18 protein-coding genes are annotated in these 15,413 nt (G+C 68.4%); 11 read left to right on the forward strand and 7 right to left on the reverse strand.

All coding sequences use genetic code 11. The features are described from left to right. Window positions 1-169: 169 nt before the first annotated feature. Window positions 170-436: a hypothetical protein gene (locus BW41_RS10870; RefSeq protein ID WP_037534377.1), complete on the reverse strand. Its 267-nt coding sequence runs from the start codon at window positions 434-436 to the stop codon at window positions 170-172. Between the two features lie 95 nt (window positions 437-531). On the opposite strand from BW41_RS10870, the gene BW41_RS10875 reads away from it, so the two are divergent. The 7 genes from BW41_RS10875 (at window position 532) to BW41_RS10905 (ending at window position 5,297) form a co-directional block, all read left to right on the forward strand. After that, the gene (locus tag BW41_RS10875; protein ID WP_037534380.1) at window positions 532-1,467 is read left to right on the forward strand and encodes a DnaJ C-terminal domain-containing protein; all 936 of its coding nucleotides are present in this window, start codon (window positions 532-534) and stop codon (window positions 1,465-1,467) included. 7 nt (window positions 1,468-1,474) lie between these two features. Next, entirely contained in the window at window positions 1,475-2,419 is a 945-nt protein-coding gene (locus BW41_RS10880; RefSeq protein ID WP_037534382.1) for a YihY/virulence factor BrkB family protein, read from the forward strand. 8 nt (window positions 2,420-2,427) lie between these two features. Beyond that, complete coding sequence (gene fabI / locus BW41_RS10885) at window positions 2,428-3,219, forward strand: enoyl-ACP reductase FabI (protein WP_037534384.1); 792 nt, start codon at window positions 2,428-2,430, stop codon at window positions 3,217-3,219. 10 nt (window positions 3,220-3,229) lie between these two features. After that, on the forward strand, window positions 3,230-3,490 hold the full coding sequence (locus BW41_RS10890; RefSeq protein ID WP_037534386.1) for a DUF4160 domain-containing protein: 261 nt from the start codon (window positions 3,230-3,232) through the stop codon (window positions 3,488-3,490). Further along, window positions 3,459-3,713 carry a DUF2442 domain-containing protein gene (locus BW41_RS10895; protein ID WP_200870403.1) on the forward strand — a complete coding sequence of 85 codons (255 nt, stop codon included), beginning with the start codon at window positions 3,459-3,461 and terminating at the stop codon, window positions 3,711-3,713. Before BW41_RS10890 ends, BW41_RS10895 begins: the two co-directional genes overlap by 32 nt. Then, a complete protein-coding gene (gene aroC, locus BW41_RS10900) occupies window positions 3,710-4,780 on the forward strand; it encodes a chorismate synthase (RefSeq protein WP_037534388.1) in 1,071 nt (356 codons plus the stop codon). The genes BW41_RS10895 and aroC overlap by 4 nt, the downstream gene beginning before the upstream one ends. 67 nt (window positions 4,781-4,847) lie before the next feature. After that, window positions 4,848-5,297: a hypothetical protein gene (locus tag BW41_RS10905; protein WP_037534390.1), complete on the forward strand. Its 450-nt coding sequence runs from the start codon at window positions 4,848-4,850 to the stop codon at window positions 5,295-5,297. Window positions 5,298-5,361: 64 nt separating this feature from the next. On the opposite strand, the gene BW41_RS10910 is transcribed toward BW41_RS10905, so the two are convergent. The 5 genes from BW41_RS10910 to BW41_RS20105 all read right to left on the reverse strand — a co-directional run bounded on the left by BW41_RS10910 (window position 5,362) and on the right by BW41_RS20105 (window position 11,600). Next, window positions 5,362-6,651 (reverse strand): adenylosuccinate synthase, encoded by a 1,290-nt coding sequence (locus BW41_RS10910; RefSeq protein WP_037534392.1) that lies wholly within the window; start codon window positions 6,649-6,651, stop codon window positions 5,362-5,364. 211 nt (window positions 6,652-6,862) lie between these two features. Continuing rightward, complete coding sequence (locus BW41_RS10915; RefSeq protein ID WP_037534394.1) at window positions 6,863-7,963, reverse strand: ATP phosphoribosyltransferase regulatory subunit; 1,101 nt, start codon at window positions 7,961-7,963, stop codon at window positions 6,863-6,865. Window positions 7,964-8,253: 290 nt separating this feature from the next. Continuing rightward, window positions 8,254-9,831 carry a phosphoglycerate dehydrogenase gene (serA, locus tag BW41_RS10920; protein WP_037534396.1) on the reverse strand — a complete coding sequence of 526 codons (1,578 nt, stop codon included), beginning with the start codon at window positions 9,829-9,831 and terminating at the stop codon, window positions 8,254-8,256. A gap of 153 nt (window positions 9,832-9,984) precedes the next feature. Next, entirely contained in the window at window positions 9,985-11,142 is a 1,158-nt protein-coding gene (locus tag BW41_RS10925; RefSeq protein WP_037534398.1) for a phosphoserine transaminase, read from the reverse strand. Beyond that, entirely contained in the window at window positions 11,139-11,600 is a 462-nt protein-coding gene (locus BW41_RS20105) for a hypothetical protein (RefSeq protein WP_051583439.1), read from the reverse strand. The genes BW41_RS10925 and BW41_RS20105 overlap by 4 nt, the downstream gene beginning before the upstream one ends. A gap of 124 nt (window positions 11,601-11,724) precedes the next feature. Here BW41_RS20105 and BW41_RS21570 point away from each other — a divergent pair, with 124 nt between their 5' ends. The 4 genes from BW41_RS21570 to BW41_RS10945 all read left to right on the forward strand — a co-directional run bounded on the left by BW41_RS21570 (window position 11,725) and on the right by BW41_RS10945 (window position 14,572). Next, window positions 11,725-12,075, forward strand: coding sequence for a hypothetical protein (locus BW41_RS21570; RefSeq protein ID WP_152542269.1), 351 nt, complete (start codon window positions 11,725-11,727; stop codon window positions 12,073-12,075). A 30-nt stretch (window positions 12,076-12,105) separates the two neighbouring features. Continuing rightward, a complete protein-coding gene (locus tag BW41_RS20115) occupies window positions 12,106-12,801 on the forward strand; it encodes a DUF4328 domain-containing protein (RefSeq protein WP_051583441.1) in 696 nt (231 codons plus the stop codon). Window positions 12,802-12,994: 193 nt separating this feature from the next. After that, window positions 12,995-13,651: an extensin family protein gene (locus BW41_RS10940; RefSeq protein WP_037534400.1), complete on the forward strand. Its 657-nt coding sequence runs from the start codon at window positions 12,995-12,997 to the stop codon at window positions 13,649-13,651. A gap of 45 nt (window positions 13,652-13,696) precedes the next feature. Next, window positions 13,697-14,572 carry a TIGR00730 family Rossman fold protein gene (locus tag BW41_RS10945; RefSeq protein ID WP_037534402.1) on the forward strand — a complete coding sequence of 292 codons (876 nt, stop codon included), beginning with the start codon at window positions 13,697-13,699 and terminating at the stop codon, window positions 14,570-14,572. 131 nt (window positions 14,573-14,703) lie between these two features. Here the strand turns inward: BW41_RS10945 and BW41_RS10950 are convergent, their stop codons facing one another. Then, window positions 14,704-15,402, reverse strand: a complete 699-nt coding sequence (locus BW41_RS10950; RefSeq protein WP_037534404.1) for a c-type cytochrome — start codon at window positions 15,400-15,402, stop codon at window positions 14,704-14,706. Window positions 15,403-15,413: the final 11 nt, after the last annotated feature.

The following is a 15,413-nucleotide window of genomic DNA, read 5'->3' on the forward strand; positions in this document are numbered from 1 at the left end:
CCGGTGAACGGCGCCGCCCCGCCTGCGCCCCGCGCCGGTGCCGCCCCGGTCGCGCCGGTCGCGCCGGCCCCGGCGCCCACCCCGGCGCGCTGAGCCAGCGGTAAAAAAAACGCTCCCGTCGTCGTTCAGTGGCGACGGGAGCGACGTATCTACCGCGAAGGGACACGCTTTACTTGGTCACGGCGTTTTCATTGCCGACCGCTTCGTCGGTGTCGTCGTCGCCGGTGCCCGAATAGTCGATATGGCTCTGCCCGCCATGGCCGAGGAAGCCGCCGCCGACATCGTCCTGCTTGCCCTTGCCGGTGTGCGGATTGGGGTAGGCGCCGCCGCTGCTTTCGCTGTCGCCCTTGCCCGAAGGCCATTCGACACCGTCGTCCTGTTTGGCCTTTTCGGCGTGATTCGGGTCGATCGCCTGCATCGGTTGTTTGTCGGTCACATCGTATCTCCTTGAAAGACCCAACGATGCAGCGAGCGATTGCGTTGCGTCGCGCCCTCCCCCACATGGGTCCGTAATACACCAACGGGGACCCAATGGCCGATCCATATCAAACCTTGGGCGTCGCGCGCGGCGCGTCCGAGGCGGACATCAAAAAGGCGTACCGCAAGCTCGCCAAGGAACTGCATCCCGACCGCAACAAGGACAACCCCAAAGCGTCCGAGCGGTTCAGCCAGGTCACCAACGCCTACGACCTGCTCAACGACAAGGACAAGCGCGCGAAGTTCGACCGCGGCGAGATCGACGGCGACGGCAACCCCGCCGCGCCCTTCGGCTTCGGCGGCGCGCGACCGGGCGGCGGCCGCGCCGGATCGGCAGGCTTCAACAGCGCCGGCTATGAATTCGGCGCCGGCGGCGATCCGGACATGAGCGACATCTTCGAAGGGCTGTTCGGCGGCGGACAGGCGCGGGGCGGCGGCTTTTCTAGCGGCTTTGGCCGGCGTGCGCAGCCCAAGGGCGCCAACGTCACCTATCGGCTGCAGGTGCCCTTCATCGACGCGGCGACGCTCAGCCCGCAGCGCGTGACGCTCGGCGACGGCAAGACGATCGACCTCAAACTGCCCGCCGGGCTCGAAAGCGGCACGCAGATGAAGCTCGCCGGCAAGGGCGAGGCCGGGCCGGGCGGCGCCGGCGATGCGATCGTCGCCATCGAGGTGCAGCCGCACCGTTTCTTCGAGCGCGACGGCGACGACGTACGGCTCGACCTGCCGATCACGCTCAAGGAAGCGGTCGCCGGCGGCACCGTGCGCGTGCCGACCGTCGACAAGCCGGTGATGCTGACCATCCCCAAGGGCACCAGCTCGGGCAAGACGCTGCGGCTCAAGGGCAAGGGCTTTCACAAGAAGGACGGCACGCGCGGCGATCAGCTCGTCACGCTGCTGATCGACCTGCCGGCCGATGATGCAGCGCTGCAACAGTTCGTCGCCGGGTGGAACGACCCGCGGAACCCGCGAGCCGCCATGGGCGTCTGACGCGGTCGTGACCGAAACGAATGTCCTTACCCCCGAGGCGCGCGCGCATCATCGCGCGCGCCACCAGCTCGCCAAGCTGAAACCCGGCCCCGCGGCGTGGGAGATTACCAAGCGCGCCGCCTATGGCGTGTTCACCGATGGCTTCATCCACGCCGGCAATCTCGCCTATCTGGCACTGATGACGGTGTTCCCGTTCTTCATCACCGCCGCGGCGGTGCTGTCGCTGCTCGGGCAGAGCGCCGAGACGCAGCGGGCGGTCGCCTCGTTCCTCCACGTGCTGCCGCCCGATGTCGCCGATATCCTGCGCAAGCCGATCGCGGACGTGCTGCTCGCGCGGACGGGATCGCTGCTGTGGCTGGGCGGGCTGGTCGGATTGTGGACGGTCGGCAGCTTCGTCGAGACGATCCGCGACATTTTCCATCGCGCTTATGGCGTCAAGGCAAGCGTGCCGTTCTGGCGGTCGCGCCTCTCGTCGTCGGGCGTCATCATCCTGTCGGTGATCATCGCGCTGCTCAGCTTCCTCGTCCAGGGCATCCTGACCGCGGCGGAACAGTTCATCTACCGTCTGCTCCCCTTTGCGGAAGGGCTCGCCGGATGGGTCGGCCTGTCGCGGATCATCCCGGGGCTGGTGATGTTCGGCGCGCTCTATCTGCTCTTCTATTCGGTGACGCCGTCCAAATATCGTTATACCGACTGCCGCAAATGGCCGGGTGCGGCGTTCACCACGGTCTGGTGGGTCGGGATGACGACGCTGCTGCCATGGGTGCTGGGGCATCTCGGCGGCTATGACATGACCTATGGCAGCCTGGCCGGGGTCGTCGTGATGCTGTTGTTTTTCTACCTGATCGGATTGGGACTGGTGTTCGGCGCGCATCTCAACGCGGCACTGGCGGAACCCCCCGAACCGGCGCTACAGGGGCAATCGGTGACAGAAAAGGCGAAGACGGCGTGACGGGTTTGATGGCGGGCAAGCGTGGGTTGATCATGGGGCTGGCGAACGACAAGTCGCTCGCTTGGGGCATTGCCAAACACCTGTCCGAACATGGCGCCGAACTCGCTTTCTCCTATCAGGGCGCGGCGATGGAGAAGCGCGTCCGGCCGCTCGCCGAACAGCTCGGCGTCGCGCGACTGTTCGATTGCGACGTCGCCGACATGGCGGCGCTCGACGCGACCTTCGATGCGCTCAAGGCGGAATGGCCGACGATCGATTTCGTCGTCCATGCGATCGGCTTCTCCGACAAGTCGCAGCTGCGCGGCCGTTATTACGACACGACGCTCGACAATTTCCTGATGACGATGAACATCTCGGCCTATTCGCTGGTCGCGGTGGCGCAGCGCGCGCGCGCGATGATGCCGGACGGCGGCGCGATCCTGACGCTGACCTATTACGGCGCCGAGAAGGTCATCCCGCATTACAACGTGATGGGCGTCGCCAAGGCGGCTCTGGAGACCAGCGTCAAATATCTCGCGGTCGATCTCGGCCCCGACAATATCCGCATCAACGCGATCTCCGCCGGGCCGATCCAGACGCTGGCGGCGCGCGGCATCGGCGACTTCAACTATATCCTCAAGTGGAACGAGCTCAACGCGCCGCTCCGCCGCACCGTGACGATCGAGGATGTCGGCGGCGCCGGCCTGTACATGCTGTCCGACCTGTCGGCGGGCGTGACCGGCGAGATCCACCATGTCGACGCGGGCTATAACGTCATCGGCATGAAGGCGGAGGACGCCCCGGATATCGCGCTGGCGTAAGACGACGGCGGTGCCGGTCGTCTTCGTCGATCGCGGATGGCGGTTCCACTTCTACTCCAATGAAGGTGACCCGCGCGAGCCGATCCACGTCCATGTTGCCAAACGCGGCATCGGTGATGCGAAGCTCTGGCTGTATCCCGAGGTGACGTTGGCCGATAATCATGGACTGGACGCCCGCGCCCTGCGATGGATCATCGAGCAGGTCAGCCTTCGTCGACCTGAGATTACGAGCGCCTGGCATGAGCATTTCGGTACGCGCGACGAGCGTTGAGTTCGATGACGATCAGATGTGGGTCCGCCTCGACGATGGCCGCACCCTGGGCGTGCCGCTCGCCTGGTATCCCCGGCTGCTGCACGGATCGGCGGCGGATCGCGACAAGGTGTGGATCAGCCCCAGCGGTCTGCACTGGGACGAGCTCGACGAGGATATCTCGGTCGCGGGCTTGCTCGCCGGTCGCGGCCACATGACCCAGGCAAAGCGTAGCGCCGCATGAGCATCAACAGCTTCGGGCATCTGTTCCGCTTCACCACCTGGGGCGAAAGCCATGGTCCGGCGATCGGCGCGGTGGTCGACGGCTGCCCGCCGGGGATCGCGCTCGGCGAGGCGGACATCCAGCCGTGGCTCGACAAGCGCCGCCCCGGCACCTCGCGCTTCACGACGCAGCGGCGCGAGCCCGATCAGGTGCGCATCCTGTCCGGCGTGTTCGAGGGGCGGACGACCGGTACGCCGATCAGCCTGATGATCGAGAACGTCGACCAGCGATCGAAGGATTATTCCGAGGTCGCCAAGGCTTATCGCCCCGGCCATGCCGATTATGCCTATGACGCCAAATACGGCCTGCGGGATCATCGCGGCGGCGGTCGTTCCTCGGCGCGCGAGACGGCGTCGCGTGTCGCCGCCGGCGCGGTGGCGCGAGCGGTGATCCCGCAGGTGCGCATCCGCGGCTGGGTCGAGGCGATCGGTGGCGATGCCATCGATTATGCTGCGTTTGACGACGCGGCGATCGATGCCAACCCCTTCTTCTGCCCCGACGCCGCCGCGGCCGCACGCTGGGAGGCGCTGGTCGATAGCGCGCGCAAGGCGGGTTCGTCGCTCGGCGCGGTGGTCGCGTGCGAGGCGACCGGGGTGCCGGCCGGCTGGGGCGCGCCGCTCTATGCCAAGCTCGACGCCGAGCTGGCGCATGCCTGTATGGGGATCAATGCGGTCAAGGGCGTCGAGATCGGCGACGGCTTCGCCGCCGCGGCGCTGACCGGCGAGGCGAATGCCGATGCGATGCGGCCGGGCGCCGACGGTCCCGATTTCCTCGCCAACCATGCCGGCGGGATCACCGGCGGCATCGCCACCGGCCAGCCGATCCGGCTGCGCGTCGCGTTCAAGCCGACCAGTTCGATCCTCATCCCGGTACCGACGATCGACCGCAGCGGCGCGGCGGCGGATATCGCCACCAAGGGCCGTCACGACCCCTGCGTCGGCATCCGCGGCGTACCCGTGGTCGAGGCGATGATCGCCCTAGTACTTGCCGACCAGGCGTTGCTGCATCGCGGCCAGACGGGGCGCTGAAGGTTAATAAAACGGAACCCTCCCTGCATCGGCCCGTTGGGGGCGGACGACAAAGCAGGAGAGAACGATGCGTAAGATCATTCCGCTGATGGCCGCCGCGATGCTGATCCCCGCCGCAGCCTATGCCCAGACGACGACCGGCGGCACCGCTGGCGGCACGATGGGCGGCAGCACCTCGGGCAGCATGGGCACGATGGGCGGCAGCACGACCGGTACGATGGGCGGTCAGACGACCACCTCGCCGACCGATTCGACGATGTCGAGCGGCACCACGACGCAGAGCCGTTCGTCGCGCAAGTCGCGCAGCACCCGTAGCGGTCGCACGACCGGTTCGGGCAGCATGAGCGGCTCGACCACCGGCACGATGGGCACCACCGATACGATGGGCGGCACGACCGGCACCGGCACCGGCTCGACCACGGGCACGATGGGCGGCACCACCGACACGATGGGCGGCACGTCGACCACCGGGACGATGGGCGGCACCACCACGGGTGGGACCGCCACCCCGCAATAAGCTTTTCGAAGCTGCGAACAAAAGGCCGGGCGGGTCACACCGCCCGGCTTTTTCGTGTCCGCCGTCAGTCGGCGAACGGATCGCGGACGAGGATCGTGTCCTCGCGTTCCGGGCTGGTCGACACGAGGGCGACCGGGCAGCGGATCAGCTCCTCGACGCGGCGGATATACTTGATCGCCTGCGCCGGCAGATCGGCCCAGCTCCGTGCCCCGGCTGTCGACTCCTGCCAGCCTTCCATCTCTTCGTAGACCGGCTCGACCGCCGCCTGATCTGCGGCATGCGCCGGGAAATAGTCGAGCGCCTCGCCGTTGAGGCGATAGCCGGTGCAGATCTTGATCGTCTCAAAGCCGTCGAGCACGTCGATCTTGGTCAGCGCGATGCCGGTGATGCCGCCGACCGCCGCCGACTGGCGCAGCAGGACCGTGTCGATCCAGCCGCAACGCCGCTTGCGCCCCGTCACCGTACCGAATTCATGGCCGCGCTGGCCGAGCCGCTCGCCGGTCTCGTCCTCCAGCTCGGTCGGGAACGGCCCCGACCCGACGCGGGTGGTATAGGCCTTGGCGATGCCGAGCACGAAGCCGACCGCCGCCGGCCCCAGCCCCGATCCGCCCGCCGCCGTACCGGCGATCGTGTTGGACGAGGTGACGAAGGGATAGGTGCCGTGATCGACATCGAGCAGCACGCCCTGCGCGCCTTCGAACAGGATACGCTTGCCGCGGCCCTTCGCCTCGTTGAGGTCGCGCCATACCGGCTTGGCGAACGGCAGCACGAACCCGGCGATCTCGCGCAGTTCGGCGAGCAGCGCGGCGCGATCGATCGCGGGCGAGCCGAACCCCGCGCGCAGCGCGTCGTGATGTGCGAGCAGCCGGTCGAGCTGCGGCCCGAGATCGTCGAGATGCGCCAGATCGCAGACGCGGATCGCGCGCCGGCCGACCTTGTCCTCATAGGCCGGGCCGATGCCGCGACGGGTGGTGCCGATCTTGCCCGCGCCGCTCGCATCCTCGCGCAGGGCGTCGAGGTCGCGGTGGAGCGGCAGGATCAGCGCGCAGGTGTCGGCGATGCGCAGCGTCTCGGGCGTCGCGGTGACGCCCTGCGCCGCCAGCCGCTCGATCTCCGCCTTGAGCGCCCAGGGGTCGAGCACGACGCCGTTGCCGATCACGCTCGGCGTGCCGCGGACGATGCCCGAGGGCAGCAGCGACAGCTTGTAGACATTGTCGCCGACGACGAGCGTATGGCCGGCGTTATGGCCGCCCTGGAAGCGCACCACCATATCGGCGCGCTCGGCGAGCCAGTCGACGATCTTGCCCTTGCCTTCGTCGCCCCATTGCGCGCCGATGACTGCTACATTGGCCATGGATACAGGTCTCCGCCTGCCGGCGTTGATCCGTGCGCCCTTCGACAGGACTCGGCACACGAACGGTCCTGAGATGCCGCGCGCCTACCGGCGCGCGCCGGCGGGGTCAACCGCTTGGCGGGAATTGAAGGCAGGAACGGTATGGCTCTGCCGTCGGTGACGGGACGAGCGCATTGCGTCCCGCCACCGACACGTCACCAATGCGAGCCGATCAGAGCGCCCGCGCCTCGCCATCGACATAGAGGTGCGTGCAGAGCTGTGCTTCCGGCGTGTCGCCCGCGGTCAGCGCCGCGACCGCGACCCAGCCGGCGGCACGCATCGCCGTCCCAGCCTCGGCCGGCGTGCCGAACGGCAGGAACAGGCGGCGGCGATCGGCCGTGCCCGCGGTGGCGAGGATCGCATCGGCGTAGAGCGAGAAGCCGGTCGCCGCTTCCTCCGCACCGCCTTCGTGCATCACCGCATAGGTGCCGCCCCGCCCGACCTCGCGCGCCGCGCCGGCGATGAATAGCGAGAAGCCGAGCCACGACTGATATTCGAAGCCATGCCGCTCGGTCGGATCGAGCGTCAGCGTGACGTCCTCGCCCAGCCCCGCGGCGATCGCGGCGAGGCCGTCGAGCCGGCTGGCGAGCACCTGTCTGGTGTCGAAGGCGCGCAGCCGGGCGATGGCGCCGTCGAACGGACCCGCCGCCTCGATCAGCGGCAGATAGTCGGGCGCGATCGCCGCGACCGCACCGGCATCCTTGGCGTCGAGCCGCTCCTGGAGCAGCGCGATCCGCTCCGCGGCGACCGGCAACGGCCCGGCGGCGAGCGTGTCGATCAGATCGGGCAAGGTGAAGTCGATCGACAGGCCGCTCGCCCCCGCTGCGGTCAGCGCCGAGACGGCGACCGCCACCACCTCCTGCGCCGCAGCGATCGAATCGAGCCCGATCAGCTCGCAGCCGATCTGCCGCCATTCGCGCGCCGGGGCGAGTTCGGGGCTGCGCAGCTTGAGCACCGGCCCGGCATAGGACAAGCGCACCGGGCGCGGGTGGTGGCCCATGCGGGTCGCGGCGATCCGCGCGATCTGCGCGGTGACGTCGGGGCGGATCGCCAGCGTGCGCTGCGACACCGGATCGACGTAGCGCACCGCGTCGGTCAGCGCGCCGTCCTTGAGCCGCGAGCCCAAAGCATCGGCATATTCGACGAGCGGCGGATCGGCGCGCTCATAGCCATAGAGGCGCGCCGCTTCGAGCGCGCGGGCCTCGACGGCGGCGGCAGCATCGGCATGTGGCGGCAGCCGGTCGCGGAAGCCTTCGGGAAGCAGGGGTGTCATCGTAGCCGTCCCCTATCCGCGGGCGGGAACGGGGGCAACGCCGGATCGCGTGCCCCCACCGCGGGTTGGCACGGATCGACGATCACCGTTGCGCGAATCCGGGTGGGGCAACGGGGTTCGCGCGGAGGCGCGGAGGGTTCGCCGGCGACGCACCGGCGACCGCGACGCCATGCCGCGGACGAACCGGCGCGTACCGCCCGGGCACAGCCGCCCCCGCGCCCACCGCGCTTCCGCGCGGACCGGTGGACCGCCGCGGCACAGCCGCGCCGGACACGGAGCGTCGACCGAACCTAGAAGGTCAGACCCATCGCGGTCTTGACGCCCGGCAGCGCCTTGACCTTGGCGAGCAGGTCGGCATCGACCGGCTCGTCGACCGAGAGCAGCAGCACCGCCTCGCCGCCCGCCTGACGCCGGCCGAGATGGAAGGTGCCGATATTGACCCCCGCCTCGCCCAGCGCGGTGCCGAGCCGGCCGATGAAGCCGGGCGCATCCTCGTTGACGACATAGAGCATCGGCCCGACCAGATCGGCCTCGACCTTGATGCCGAACAATTCGACCAGCCGCGGCGCCTGATCGCCGAACAGCGTGCCGGCGACCGAGCGCTCGCCGTCGGCGGTCTTCACCGAGACGCGCAGCAGCGTGTGATAATCGCCCTCGCGCTCGGTGCGCACCTCGCGCACCTCGACGCCGCGATCGCGGGCGAGCAGCGGTGCGTTGACCATGTTGACCGTGTCGGTCTGGTTGCGCAGGAAGCCGGCGAGCACCGCACTGGTGATCGGCTTGGCGTTGAGCTCCGCCGCCGCGCCCTCGGTATGGACCGAGATGCGGGTGATCGCGCCGGTGGTGAGCTGGCCGACGAGGCTGCCGAGCTTTTCGGCGAGCGCCATATACGGCTTGAGCTTGGGCGCCTCCTCCGCCGACAGGCTCGGCATGTTGAGCGCATTGGTGACGCCGCCCGAGACGAGGAAGTCGGCCATCTGCTCGGCGACCTGGATCGCGACATTGACCTGCGCCTCGGTGGTCGACGCGCCGAGGTGCGGCGTGCTGACGAAATTGGGCGTGCCGAACAAGGGCGAGGCCTTGGCCGGCTCCTCGACGAAGACGTCGAGCGCCGCGCCGCCGATATGACCGCTGTCGAGCCCCTCCTTGAGCGCCGCCTCGTCGATCAGGCCGCCGCGCGCGCAATTGATGATCCGTACGCCCTTCTTTGTCTTGGCGAGCGCCTCGGCCGAGAGGATGTTGCGCGTCTGGTCGGTCAGCGGCGTGTGCAGCGTGATGAAGTCGGCGCGCGCGAGCAGATCGTCGAGCGACACCTTCTCGACGCCCATCTCGATCGCACGCTCGGGGGTGAGGAACGGATCGAACGCCACCACCTTCATTTTAAGGCCGCGCGCACGGTCGGCGACGATCGAGCCGATGTTGCCCGCGCCGATCAGGCCGAGCGTCTTGGCGGTCAGCTCGACGCCCATGAAGCGGTTCTTCTCCCACTTGCCCGCCTGGGTCGAGGCATCGGCCTCGGGAAGCTGGCGGGCGAGCGCGAACATCAGCGCGATGGCATGTTCGGCGGTGGTGATCGAATTGCCGAACGGCGTGTTCATCACGACGACGCCCTTGGCGGATGCCGCGGGGATATCGACATTGTCGACGCCGATGCCGGCGCGGCCGACGACCTTGAGGTTGGTGGCGTGCTCCAGGATCTCCTTGGTCACCTTGGTCGAGCTGCGGATGGCGAGGCCGTCATACTGGCCGATGATCGCCTTCAATTCGTCCGGGGTCTTGCCGGTGATCTCGTCGACCTCGACGCCGCGCTCGCGGAAGATCTGCGCGGCCTTGGGGTCCATTTTGTCGCTGATGAGGACTTTGGGCATGGGTGTGGCTTTCGAATAGGGAAGTCGGGGGGACACCCCTTCGTCACCCCGGTGAAAGACGGGGCCCATGGACACGATGCGCATCAGGGGCGCACGTCGCGTATCCATGGGTTCCGGCTTTCGCCGGAATGACGAACCTGGGGTGGGAGAGGGTTAGGCCGCCGCCTTGGCGGTGGCATAGGCCCAGTCGAGCCATGGCCCGAGCGCCTCGATATCGGCGGTGTCGACGGTCGCGCCGCACCAGATGCGCAGGCCCGGTGGCGCGTCGCGATAGCCAGCGACGTCATAGGCGGCGCCCTCCTTGTCGAGCAGCGACGCCATCGCCTTGATGAACGCCTCGTCGGCGCCCTCGACGGTGAGGCAGACGCTGGTCTTCGACCGCGTCGCCGGATCGGCGGCGAGATGGCCGAGCCAGTCGCGCGCCTCGACGATCCGGTCGAGCGCGGCGGCATTGGCGTCCGAGCGCGCGATCAGCCCGCCCTGCCCCAGCGACTTCGCCCATTCGAGGCTGACGATGACATCCTCGACCGCGAGCATCGACGGCGTGTTGATCGTCTCGCCCTTGAAGATGCCCTCGGTGAGCTTGCCCTTGGACACGAGGCGGAACACCTTGGGCAGCGGCCAGGCCGGCGTATAGCTTTCCAGCCGCTCGACCGCGCGCGGGCCGAGGATCAGCACGCCGTGCGCGCCCTCGCCGCCGAGCACCTTCTGCCAGCTGAACGTCGCGACATCGATCTTTGCCCAGTCGATATCATAGGCGAACACGCCCGAGGTCGCGTCGGCGAAGCTCAGCCCCTCACGCTCCGCCGGAATCCAGTCCGCGTTCGGCACGCGCACGCCGCTGGTGGTGCCGTTCCAGGTGAACAGCACGTCGTTCGACCAGTCGACTTGCGCAAGGTCGGGCAACTGACCGTAATCGGCACGGATGACGGTGGGATCGATCTTGAGCTGCTTGACCGCATCGGTCACCCAGCCTTCACCGAAGCTTTCCCACGCGAGCGTCGTCACCGGCCGCGCGCCGAGCATCGTCCACATCGCCATCTCGAACGCGCCGGTGTCGGAGCCGGGGACGATGCCGATCCGGTGCGTGTCGGGCAGGCCGAGCAGCTCGCGCATCAGGTCGATGGCATATTGCAGCCGTTGCTTGCCGATCTTCGAACGATGCGAGCGGCCGAGCGAATCGGTGGCGAGCTTCGACGCCTCCCAGCCGGGTGGCTTGGCGCAGGGTCCGGAGCTGAAGAAGGGGCGCGCCGGCTTGGTGGCGGGCTTGGACGCACCCCGTGCATCGGGGGCGGTGAAGGTATCCGTCAAAATAGTCTCTCCTCACAGAGAGCACGCGCCGCGTTGGGACGGCGTGGCCCGCCGACGGCCCTAGAGACACGCGGCGACCGTGACAATCGAAAAAGCTTCGGTCGCGAAAACGCCTCTACAAGAAACTTTGGCAAAGCGACGAGGGGGCGACAGGTGTTGCTAGACCCGACCGGGTCGGCGGAGACGGCGCGCGGGATGGCGTGGATACGGCTGGCGACGAACCTCGCGCTCGCCGCGTAAAGCGGCCTCGCCATAGCCGCATCCGACCCGCCGACCATCCTTGCCGTCCACAACACGCTAAGCCCGGTGATCTTGATTTCGAGTGCCGCGTCCGCGCTCGTCTCGATCGTGACGTTCGGGACGATCCTGCGGTGGGTGTATCGGGTGAATTGCAACGCACGATGCTGGAGTGACGCCGTGACGATCAGTCCGGCATGAAATGTCGTCTCGTTCTTCATACCGGTCGTCTCGCTCTTCCATCCGTATCAAGGCATCCGGCAAAGCTGGTCGGCGACCGTCGATCCGGGCGCCCCCGAGGCGGTGGCTGCGCCGCAGTGGATGGAACTCTGGTGGCAGCTATGGGTGGCGACCATGATCCTGTGCGGCGGCATCAACCGCCTCCAGATCCAGAGTGCCAACGAAAAGGCCACGCTGCTGATGCCGCTCCGCGACCTCGACGAGACGTGGCGCGTCACCCTCTCCCCCACCGCGCCGGGCGAGGTGGCGGCGCCGTCGATCCTGCGCTGGTGGTGGGGATCGTGGCTGGTCGCCACCGTATCCGACGCGCTCGCCACGCTGCTGCCCGCCACGGCGCCGGCCGGACCGTGGCTGATCCTGCTCGCCGCCGTCGCGGCCTTGCCGCTCGCCGGCACGGCGTGCCGGATCATCACCCGGCTGTCGACGCTCCAACACGAGGCGATCCGTCTACAATGAGCCATTGATGCAATGCGACGAGGAAGCGGAATGGGCGTTACCAACCCGAAACGGCGCGATCCCACCACCGCCGGCGGCATCGCCGTGGGGGCGATCTGGCTGTGGACCGTGCCGGTGATGCTCGACGGGATCGGCCGGATCATCGAAATTTGCGCGGTCAGCGGTCTTGGCAAGGGGGCAATCCCCCGATGGGCGTTTACGCAGGTCGCGGCCCTGTCGTCCGCCTTGCAGGCGCTGACCGCCGTCGCCTTCGCGCTCGCTGCGCTGGCGGTGCTGCGCTGGGTCTATGTCACCAACCGCAACGCGCATGCCCTCGACGACCGGTTTTCCACCGCGCCGCAGACCAGCCCGGCCTGGGCGGTCGGCTGGTTCTTCGTACCCGTCGCCGGGCTGATCAAGCCGCTCGGCCTGATCAGCGAGACGTGGCGCATCTCCGTCGCGCCCAAGGCGGCGGCGCTGGTCGAGGTGCCCGCCATGCTGCGCTGGTGGTGGGGCCTGTGGCTGGCGAACGGCGTGCTCAGCCTCGTCGGCCTGCGCCAGTACATCGGCGCCACGCTGCAGCATGACCTGCTCACCGCCGACATGCTGCTGCTGGTCAAGGTCGCCGTCGACATCGCGTTGAGCGCGGTCTTCTCCGTCATCATCCTGCAACTGTCGGCGTTGCAGCGCGTCGCGCTAATCTATCACAGCAACACCGGGTCGCGGCGCTGGGGACGGCGGAGCTGAGCCGCCGATACCGCCGCATGATCCCGACAGCGGTGTGCGAAGGGACCCTCGCGGGGCGGGCCGCTGCGGGCTTTTTCCATCAGGGCGGCACCGTCCTGTCTGTTCACCCTGCTCGCTACCCGCGTCATCGCAAGACTGTTGGCACGCCAAACCGCGCTCTTGGCGGCGCAGCGCGGCGCTGTAGACGGGGACGATGATCCCATGCCCTGACCGGCGGGCGCTGGCGCTCGGCCTCGTCCTCCTGCTTGCCGCCTGCGGGCGCGCCGAACGTCCGGCGCCGCCGCGCGATTCGATCGCCACCGTCTCCTCCCGCCAGACCGCGCAATGCCTCGCCGATCTGCGCAACATGGACGTCAGCTACAAGACGCTGCCCGACAAGGATTTCGGCAATGGCTGCGGCCTGTCGGGCGCGGTCCAGCTGATCGACATCGGCGTACCCGTCACCGGCATCACCGCGATCCGCTGCGACGAGGCGCGCGCCCTCTCCGGCTGGGTGCGCAACGCGGTCGCCCCCGCCGCCTATCAGATCCTCGGCAGCGAGCTGGCCAGCGTGCAGAGCATGGGCAGCTATGCCTGCCGCAACGTCGTCGGCACGCGGCGCGGCGGCGACCGGCGGTCGGGCCATGCCATCGCCAATGCGATCGACGTCGGCGGGGTGACGCTGAAGGACGGGCGGCGGGTGACGATCCTGCGCGACTGGACCTCGCCCGACCCGCAGGTGCAGCGCTTCCTGTCGACGATCCACGCTTCCGCCTGCAAGCGCTTCGGCACGGTGCTGTCGCCCGGCTATAATGCCGCGCATCGCAATCACTTGCATCTGGAGGACGACCGCGCCGGCGTCTGCCGCTGACGATCGGGCGTTGAGCCGTCGGGGGCTTTGCTCTAACGCCCGCGGATGACCGACACACGCCTTCCCGAACGGGTTTTCCCGCGCGCCAGCCAGGATGCCGCGAGCGCCCAGCAAGCCATCTCGACGCCGCAGACCGAGCATCCCGCCTATAAGCTCGCCTTCCAGGACATGGACTTCCTGCTGCGCGAGGATCTGCGCCCGGTGCGCTTCCAGCTCGAGCTGCTCAAGCCCGAATTGCTGCTCGAGGAGGCGCAGATCGCCTCGACCTTCGTCATGTACGGCTCGGCCCGCATCCCCGAGCCCGCCAAGGCGCAGGCGATGCTCGAACTGGCGAGCGACGACGTGTCGCGCGGCATCGCCGAACGGCTCGTCGCCAAGAGCAAATATTACGAGGTCGCGCGCGAACTGGCGCAGATCGCCAGCCGCGTGCCGCGTGACCAGCGCGGGATGCGCCAGTTCGTCGTCTGCTCGGGCGGCGGGCCGTCGATCATGGAGGCGGCCAATCGCGGCGCGGCGGATGTCGGCGCGGAATCGATCGGCCTCAACATCGTGCTGCCGCACGAACAGGCGCCCAATCCCTATGTGACGCCGTCGCTCAGTTTCCAGTTCCACTATTTCGCGCTGCGCAAGATGCACTTCCTGCTGCGTGCGCGGGCGCTCGCCGCCTTCCCCGGCGGTTTCGGCACCTTCGATGAACTGTTCGAGCTGCTGACGCTGATCCAGACCGGCAAGATCAAGCCGATCCCGGTGCTCCTGTTCGGCCGCGAATTCTGGGAGAAGGTGGTCAACTTCCAGGCGCTGGTCGACGAGGGCGTGGTCAGCCAGCGCGACCTCGGCATCTTCACCTATGTCGAGACCGCCGAAGAGGCGTGGGACGTGGTGCGGGAATTCTACGAGGAGCAGGCGAAGAAGGAGGGGTGAGCACCTCTTTCACGACCGGCTCGCCCTGCCCTCACCCCGCGCCGGCTTCGCCGTCTTCCCCCTCTCCCAGCGGGAGAAGGGGTAAGGCGCGCAGCGCCGCAGGGTAAGGCCAGGGGCGAGACGCCCGAGGCTTACTTCCCCGCCTTCGCGCCTTCCTTGGCGGCGTTGGGGCCGATCGACGGCGCGCCCGATGCCGGCGTGCCGGTGTTGGCGAGATTGTTGACCGCATCGGTGTTGGTTACCGAATCCTTGCCCTCCGGCGCCTTGGCGTCCGGCTTGGCCGGCGCGGCACCGGCGGCGGGCGCGGCGGGCAGCGGCAGGTTCGAACCCTGCGAGTTGAGATAGGCGATGACGTTGGCGCGATCCTGCGGATTGCCGAGGCCGGCGAAGGTCATCTTGGTCCCGGGCGCGAATTTGCGTGGGCTGGTCAGCCACGCGTTCATCTTGTCGAAATCCCAGTTACCGCCGACGCCCTTCAGCGCGTCGGAGAAGGCGAAGCCGCCCTTGCCCTGGCCGATCGGCTCACCCAGCGTCGCATAGAGATTGGGGCCGATGCCGTTCGCGCCGCCCTGCGTCGCGGTATGGCAGGCGGCGCATTTCTTGAAGACTTCCGCGCCCTTGGCGACGTCCGCCGTCGGCAGCAAGGTCGCGATCGGCACCTCGGCGGCACCGCCGCCCGCGCCGCCCTCGGCCTCGACGCCCTCGATCGCATAGCCGAGCTTTTCGGGGCGCTCGCTGTGGAAGGCCATGCCGCCGACGATCGACAGACCGAGCGCAACCCCGCAGGCTGCCAGAGTCCACCCGGCGATCGTGTTGATGCGGTTATCCATCTGCCTAACGC

It is taken from the genome of Sphingomonas sp. RIT328 (assembly GCF_000632225.1).
Lineage (GTDB): Bacteria > Pseudomonadota > Alphaproteobacteria > Sphingomonadales > Sphingomonadaceae > Sphingomonas > Sphingomonas kyungheensis.